This window comes from Lacinutrix algicola (genome assembly GCF_001418085.1).
In the GTDB taxonomy this organism is placed as follows: Bacteria; Bacteroidota; Bacteroidia; order Flavobacteriales; family Flavobacteriaceae; genus Lacinutrix; species Lacinutrix algicola.
The window spans coordinates 78,993-86,912 of sequence record NZ_LIQH01000041.1 but is presented as its reverse complement, the minus strand read 5'-3'; the positions used below and the strand labels follow the sequence as shown (position 1 = coordinate 86,912).

The following is a 7,920-nucleotide window of genomic DNA, read 5'->3' as shown; positions in this document are numbered from 1 at the left end:
TATTTTTTTATCTTAATATTTATATTTCTAATCTAAATTAGAATATAATTAACTAGTTATAATTAGAAGTGCTAACCTCAAAAGTAGAGTCTTTAGCTGCTAAATAACGTTCTGCATCTAAAGCCGCCATACAACCTGTACCTGCTGCTGTTACTGCTTGTCTGTAAACATGATCTGCTGCATCACCACAAACAAATACACCTTCTAAATTTGTTAATGCACGTCCAGGAACATTTTTAATGTATCCTGTTTCGTCCATATCTATAAAACCTTTAAAGATATCTGTATTTGGTTTATGTCCAATAGCGACAAAAAATCCTGTTGCATCAACATCTTGCGTTTCATTTGTTTTATTATTTTTTACACGAACACCAGTTACTACTTGGCCATCACCTAAAACCTCATCAGTTTCAGTATTAAATAGTATCTCAATGTTTTCTGTGTTTTTTACTCTTGCAGCCATAATTTTAGAAGCTCTAAACTCATCGCGTCTTACTAACATGGTAACTTTTTTACAAAGCTTAGAAAGGTAATGTGCTTCTTCACAAGCACTATCTCCTGCTCCAACTATTACAACTTCGTGATTTCTGTAAAAGAAACCATCACAAACTGCACATGCCGAAACACCTCCTCCAAGTTTTAAATATTTTTGTTCAGACTCTAAACCTAAATATTTAGCACTTGCTCCTGTAGAAATTATTACAGTATCTGCGTGTATTTCTTTGTCTTCGTTTACCCAAACTTTATGTACATCTCCAGAAAAATCAACTTTAGTAATCCAACCGTCTCTAACATCTGTTTCAAAACGTTCTGCTTGCGCTTGAAGCTCCATCATCATTGCAGGTCCTGTTATTCCTTCAGGGTATCCTGGGAAATTTTCAACTTCGTTAGTTGTTGTTAATTGTCCACCTGGTTGTGTTCCTTGGTATAAAACAGGTTTCATATTCGCTCTGGCAGCATATATGGCAGCAGTATAACCTGCTGGTCCAGATCCTATAATTAGGCATTTTACTTTTTCTATTGTATCAGACATGTTTTCAATATTTATTATAACAAAAGTAGCTTTTTTAGAAGATAACTTACAGCTAAGTTATCAACAGTTACTATTAGTTGATAAGTTTAATTAATCAAAAAAATCGGCGTACTGCCGATTTTTATATAAAGTCTATTCTTTATTCCTTTTATTACTTTCTAAAAAGTTTTTTAAGCAACACCATAGAACCTATTTTTCCTGCGACTTTAACACCGGTTTGCATCCATTGTGATGGTTGTAGACTCTCTTTTAAATCTCCTTTTACAGCTTTAATTTCCTCTATAGCAATTTGTCGCTCTAACTCCAAACGCGTTAACTCTTCATCAATTTCATTAAAATTACAGTAAACTTTTTTCATGGTTAAAAAAATGTTTTAGAAAGTTTTTGAATCACTTTTTCATCAATATAGCCTCTAAATACATACATTAATACCGCACATATAGAGAATATTAAGCCAACAACAACAAAGCCCATTGTGTAACTACCAAGTAGTTTACCAATGTAAAATGCTAATGCAATCGATAAAAATATTAAACCAATTAAAAAAACACCGCCTATTGCAACGGCTTTAAATATCATACTTACAGATATAGAAAGCTGTTGGAATATTTTAAGTTTGTAAAAATCGTGAGATTTTCTTAAATATTCTTCAGATTGGTCTATTGCTTTGTTTGAAGCTTCATTTATAGAATTTATTACAGACATAAATTATGATGTTTTCTGTAACTTCTTATTTCTAGCTTTTAGTACTTCTAACTTCTTTTCTAATGTTGTAATTACATCTTCTGCTTTATAACTTGCATTTTGTACAACACTTTCTATTTGAGAGTCTAGTGTTGCTTTACCAGATACCATTTCCTGCTCTAATTGTTCACTTAAGTCTGTAGCAGTCGCTGCTACTTTATCTTTAGCTAAAACAGCCTCTTCTGTTAATTTCTTTCTTGTATTACTACCTTTATCCGGTGCAAATAATATTCCTAATGTTGCTCCAATTGCTGATCCTAATAATATTCCTAATGCTGCATTTCCGTTCTTGCTCATAATTATTTTGTTTTAATTGTTAATATTTATTTTTCTGAGTTAACTATATGACGTTAACTTCATTACAAAGTTACAAAACAACTTCTAAAACTCTCTTAAATAGAATATAATGAAATATTAAATCTTTGTTAATTCAACAATTAAATTGTTTTTTTTAAGATTTTTTATATTAAATTATCACTAAATCAATTATAAAATGAACAATACAATAACCACTTACAATCCATATAATGGTGATAAACTAAATAGATATACTCTTTTTTCTACCGAAAAAACCCACTCTATTTTAGATGCTGCCGAAAACACTTTCAACGATTGGAAACTTACACCTATTAAAAAGCGTGCAAAATTACTAAGAAAGCTTGGAGATGTTTTAAATGAAAATATTGAAAAGTATAGTAAATTAATAACACTCGAAATGGGAAAACCCATAGCAGAGAGTAGAGCTGAAATTAAAAAATGTATTTTACTGTGTGACTTTTACGAAAAAAATGCTGCACGTTTTCTTTCAGATCATATTATTGATACCGAAGCTCACGAAAGCTTTATTAGCTACGATCCTCTTGGTATTATTTTAGCTGTAATGCCATGGAACTATCCCTTTTGGCAAGTATTTAGGTTTGCTGTCCCAACATTAACAGCAGGAAACACAGGCTTGTTAAAACATGCCTCTAATGTTACTGGATGTGCTTTAGCTATTCAAGAATGTTTTGAACAAGCAGGATATCCTATAGGATGTTTTCAAACACTACTCTCAAATCATGAGGATATAGAAACACTTATTAAAAATGATAACGTAAAAGCAATATCACTAACTGGTAGTGAAAAAGCAGGAATAAGTATTGCAGGAACAGCTAGTACTGTCTTAAAAAAATCTGTTTTAGAATTAGGAGGAAATAATGCTTGCATTGTTTTAGATGATGCCGATTTAGATAGATACCTAAACACTATGGTAAAAGCAAGATTCCAAAATTCTGGACAAAGTTGTATTGCAGCAAAACGTTTTATAGTTACCGAAGGCATATATGATACCTTTTTAAAACGCTTTAAAGCAGAAGTTGAAAAACTTAAATACGACAATCCTTTAAAGGAAACTACCCAAACCTCTGTACTTGCAAGAGAAGATCTTGCAGAAGAGCTACAAAAGCAAGTTGACTCCTCAATAAAAAAAGGAGCAAAAATACTGCTTGGTAACATTCAAAAAGGAGCTTATTTTTCTCCAACAATACTAACTGATGTAACTGAAGATATGGACGTTTTCACCGAAGAAACTTTTGGACCTGTTGCACCAATTATAAAAGCAAAAGATTTAGATCATGCTATTAGTTTAGCTTCTAACAGTAGGTTTGGCTTAGGCACAATGCTGTTTACCAAAGACATAGAAACTGCACGAAATAAAATAGGAAGCATTAACGATGGTGCTTTTTTCATCAACGATATGGTAAAATCTGATCCTAGACTTCCTTTTGGAGGAACCAAAGCTTCGGGCTATGGAAGAGAGCTATCACAAGAAGGCATTCTTGAATTTGTAAATATTAAAACAATATATATAAACAAATAAAAAACGAGCTTAACTAAAGAAGAAAACTATATTTCACAAAAAGATAAAACAACAAAAAACGTTTCTGCTTTTGTAATTATTGCATTAGTAGTCATGGTAATTGCGGTAATTGCTTCAGGCTTATTTTTTAAATGGTTTTAATAGCAAAACCTTAAGCACATAACTCTATAAAATAAAAAAACCTGATAAAATAAATTATCAGGTCTTTTTGTCGGGGTGGCAGGATTCGAACCTGCGGCCTCCACGTCCCAAACGTGGCGCGATAACCGGGCTACGCTACACCCCGAATAGTTATCAAACTAAAACTGTTAAATTTTAGAAGTGCAAATATACTCTACTTTTTGACATAACAAACTATTTTATTGTAAATTGTTTAAAAATTTTTAATTTAATTATGCGCGCTCAAAAATCGACTTACTTTTTACTCCTATTATTCGTGTTTTCTGCTTGTGCTCAAGACAAGAATCCTATCAATAAAAACAACAGTTATGAGGTTGTTGTAGAGGACTTAACCAATCCTTGGGGATTTGTATTTTTACCAGACAACTCTATGTTAATTACAGAGAAAGAAGGCAAACTTATTCACTATAAAAATAAAATTAAAAATGAGATAAAAAACCTGCCAGAAATTTATGTTCGTGGTCAAGGTGGCTTATTAGACATTAATATTCATCCAAATTATAAGAAAAATGGTTGGATTTACTTTTCTTACGCCTCTCCTAAAGGAGAAGAAAAAGGTGGTAATACTGCAATTATGAGAGCAAAAATTAAAAATAATGCTCTTTCAGAAAAAGAACTGCTTTACAAAGCAACTCCAAATACCACTAAAGGACAACATTTTGGTTCACGAATTGTTTTTGATAAAGAAGGTTATCTTTATTTTTCTATTGGAGAACGTGGCAATCGTGATGAGAATCCGCAAGACTTAACAAGAGATGGTGGCAAAATCTATCGTTTAAACGATGATGGCTCAATACCAAACGATAATCCTTTTGTAGATTCTAAAGGAGCAAAAAAAGCCATTTGGTCTTATGGACATCGCAATCCACAAGGTATGGAGCTTCATCCAGACACTCAAGAAATCTGGACACACGAACATGGGCCTAAAGGAGGAGACGAAATAAATATAATAAGAAAAGGAAAAAACTACGGCTGGCCGGTTATCACTTATGGTAAAAATTATTCTGGCACTTCAATTACCGACGAAACTAAAAAAGAAGGCATGGAAGAACCTCTTCATTATTGGGATCCTTCTATTGCACCTAGTGGCATGTCTTTTATCTCTTCAAATAAATATGGCGATTGGAAAGGTAGCTTATTGGTAGGCTCATTAAAATTTAGTTATTTAGATCGCTGCGATCTAAAAGACGGTAAAGTTATTAAAGAAGAAAGACTCCTTGATGGTATTGGAAGAGTACGTTCTATAGAACAAGGTCCGGATGGTTATATATACGTAGGAGTAGAAAACTTAGGTATTGTTAAATTGATAAGACATTAAAAATAAATGAAAAACTTAAGCTTCAGTTTAGCGCTTATTTTTTTGGTTTGCGCTTGTAATTCTTCAGATAAAAAAACGGACAAAAATAGTCTTGCTGTAAATTATGTAAATCAGAATTTTTCCGAAGGCAAAGAAATTTATAACGACTTTTGTGCACAATGTCACATGCCAAACGGCAAAGGTATGCCTAAGGTTATTCCGCCATTAGCGAAGTCCGATTTCTTAATAAAGAATAGATTAGAGAGCATAAAAGCTATTAAATATGGACTTTCAGGAGAAATAACCGTAAACGGAGAGCTATATAACTCTGTAATGGCAGCGCAAGGTTTAAGTAATAAGGAAATTGCAGATGTAATGAATTATATTTCAAATAATTGGGGTAATATTAATACTGTTTTGGCAACAGAGAAAGAAGTTCAAAATATAGAACGTTAATATATAAATTCTTACATTTGAACACCTAACCTAATTAAAACCTTATGTTAAAAAAGTACTTTTTACTATCTATTATACTATTCGCTTTAAGCTCTTTTACTACCATAAACGCACAAAACCCTTCTATTGGATTTATTTTACAGGAATCTCAGATATATGATGACCCTGAAGTTTATAGCGGCTACCGTACTTTATATGCGCAAATAAAAAACACTGGAGACGAGGTTTTAAATAATATAAACATTATCGATAATTATGGCATTTTGGATTCTGTCTCAGATTGTAGAATTAATGGCGTCTCTATTTCTTGTACAAGTCTTTCGCTTTTAACATTAAACACAAACGAAACATTAGAAACTTTAAACCCAGATGATGTATTAACACTAACTATTCTAATTAACAACTATGGACAATGTGATGACCAAATACAGTTTGAAGTTACTGCAGATACTCCAAACGCTTCTGTAATAAATGATTTTTCTGCTAATTATAGTTATGATTATAATAACACAACTTATGTGCAAATGAATGAATCTGTCACAGATTTTCAAATAAGCGCAACTTACGTAGACGACAATAATAACAGTATGGTTGACATTGGAGACACTATGGTTTACACTATAAACACCTATATAAATACCTTTGGTATTACATCCCCAAATGACCAATACACTTTAAACGCAACAAATTTATATAATAATGAAACCGTAACAGTTTCTAGTACAAATAACACTATTGGAGATTATGTAACTGTAACTTACCCATTAAATGCAGCAGATATTGCTATAGGTTATGTTTATTTTTTACCAGATATTTTTTACGACGTTTATTATGATTCTTGTAATTATGTAAATTCCTATTCATCCAACAATAATTGTTTTAATTGCCCACAACCGGACAACTGCGACACAACTATAGGCAATAGCACTCTGCAATGCATAAAAACAAACTTATCTGGAATACTACCAAACAAAATTTCTGGTAATGTAACCTTCGATAGCGATAATAACAGTTGTGCTACTGGTTTAAATTTCCCTAACAGAAGAGTAACTGCTGCAACAAGTGGTGCCAGTTTTTCTAGTTTTACAAACCAACAAGGAGAATATTCAATTTATATTCCTAATATTAATACTTACAATACTAGTGCTTCTATAAATTTAAGCTCAGAATTTACAGTAAACCCTGACACCTACTCCATTACTAGTTCTGGATCTGATGAAACTTATGATGCCGATTTTTGTGTGAGTTCAACTAATAACTTTACAGATTTAAAAGTTATAATTATACCAATGGAAGATGCTGTACCTGGATTTAATAGTGGTTATAAAGTGTATGCATATAATCAAGGTAGCACTGCTTTAAATGGTTCTGTAACCTTAACTTACGATCCTGTTTTAGCGACTGTATTTGAACAAGCGCCTATAAGCAACGCGAACACTTCTAATAGTTTAACTTGGGATTTCTCGAACTTAATACCATTTCAACACAACATTTACTTTGTTGGGTTTACCATTAACACACCTCCAACAGTAGAGTCGGACGATGTTGTCACTTTTACTGCCACAACGACTCAAGATATTACAGATAGTTATCCTGTTGACAACCAATTCGAGCTTAATCAAATTGCTGTTAATTCTTTCGATCCAAACGATAAAACTATTTTAGAAGGCCCATACATTACTCAAGAACAATCTGATGGTTATATCCATTTTTTAACACGTTTTCAAAATGAAGGCACTGCAGCTGCACAAAACATAGTGATAACCGAAAGTTTACATTACAAAATAGACTACAGCACTTTTGAGCCAATAGCTTCTAGCCATCCAGCAGATATACAAATAGCAGGTAATAATCAACTGTCTTATACGTTTGAAGGTATTAATTTACCACATGCCTCTGCAGACGAGCCTGCAAGTCATGGTTGGATATTGTACAAAGCCAAACTAGACGATTACTTTACTTCTAGTCATATAGCCAAATCAAGCTCAAATATTTATTTCGATTTTAATCCTGCAATCGTTACAAGTGAGGCTACAACACAAATTGGAATTTTATCTACAAATTTATTTACAAAAGACAGCTTTAAACTCTATCCAAATCCAGCAACAAATCAATTAAATATTTCGGCTGTAGATAGTGACCAATACTCAATAGCGATAATAGATTTAAATGGAAAAGAGGTGTATTCAGATACTTTTTCAAAATTAAAAACTATAGATGTTTCTTCATTACAAAGTGGATTTTACATGGTTTCAATTACTAATAAAAAAGGACGCCAGAACTATAAATTAATTAAAAATTAATTTATAGAATTTCATAAACCCACTTGAATAAGAATTTATTAAATTTGTT

At 32.2% G+C, this 7,920-nt stretch carries 8 protein-coding genes and 1 tRNA gene; 4 read left to right on the top strand and 5 right to left on the bottom strand.

Annotated features, from left to right (window positions below; genetic code table 11):
* Positions 1-52: 52 nt before the first annotated feature.
* The 4 genes from trxB to ASC41_RS15125 all read right to left on the bottom strand — a co-directional run bounded on the left by trxB (position 53) and on the right by ASC41_RS15125 (position 2,074).
* Complete coding sequence (gene trxB, locus ASC41_RS15140) at positions 53-1,033, bottom strand: thioredoxin-disulfide reductase (protein ID WP_055437504.1); 981 nt, start codon at positions 1,031-1,033, stop codon at positions 53-55.
* A 151-nt stretch (positions 1,034-1,184) separates the two neighbouring features.
* Complete coding sequence (locus tag ASC41_RS15135; RefSeq protein WP_055437503.1) at positions 1,185-1,391, bottom strand: hypothetical protein; 207 nt, start codon at positions 1,389-1,391, stop codon at positions 1,185-1,187.
* 2 nt (positions 1,392-1,393) lie between these two features.
* The gene (locus ASC41_RS15130; RefSeq protein ID WP_055437502.1) at positions 1,394-1,738 is read right to left on the bottom strand and encodes a hypothetical protein; all 345 of its coding nucleotides are present in this window, start codon (positions 1,736-1,738) and stop codon (positions 1,394-1,396) included.
* Positions 1,739-1,741: 3 nt separating this feature from the next.
* Positions 1,742-2,074 (bottom strand): YtxH domain-containing protein, encoded by a 333-nt coding sequence (locus ASC41_RS15125; RefSeq protein ID WP_055437501.1) that lies wholly within the window; start codon positions 2,072-2,074, stop codon positions 1,742-1,744.
* Positions 2,075-2,270: 196 nt separating this feature from the next.
* On the opposite strand from ASC41_RS15125, the gene ASC41_RS15120 reads away from it, so the two are divergent.
* Positions 2,271-3,635, top strand: coding sequence for an NAD-dependent succinate-semialdehyde dehydrogenase (locus ASC41_RS15120; protein ID WP_055437500.1), 1,365 nt, complete (start codon positions 2,271-2,273; stop codon positions 3,633-3,635).
* A 211-nt stretch (positions 3,636-3,846) separates the two neighbouring features.
* On the opposite strand, the gene ASC41_RS15115 is transcribed toward ASC41_RS15120, so the two are convergent.
* Positions 3,847-3,921: transfer RNA gene (locus tag ASC41_RS15115), tRNA-Pro, on the bottom strand.
* 108 nt (positions 3,922-4,029) lie between these two features.
* Here ASC41_RS15115 and ASC41_RS15110 point away from each other — a divergent pair.
* Genes ASC41_RS15110 through ASC41_RS15100 form a run of 3 tightly spaced genes read left to right on the top strand, consistent with a single transcriptional unit; the run spans position 4,030 to position 7,871 of the window.
* Complete coding sequence (locus ASC41_RS15110; protein ID WP_055437499.1) at positions 4,030-5,133, top strand: PQQ-dependent sugar dehydrogenase; 1,104 nt, start codon at positions 4,030-4,032, stop codon at positions 5,131-5,133.
* Positions 5,134-5,139: 6 nt separating this feature from the next.
* Positions 5,140-5,568 (top strand): c-type cytochrome, encoded by a 429-nt coding sequence (locus tag ASC41_RS15105; RefSeq protein ID WP_055437498.1) that lies wholly within the window; start codon positions 5,140-5,142, stop codon positions 5,566-5,568.
* Positions 5,569-5,612: 44 nt separating this feature from the next.
* Positions 5,613-7,871, top strand: a complete 2,259-nt coding sequence (locus ASC41_RS15100; RefSeq protein WP_055437497.1) for a DUF7619 domain-containing protein — start codon at positions 5,613-5,615, stop codon at positions 7,869-7,871.
* Positions 7,872-7,920: the final 49 nt, after the last annotated feature.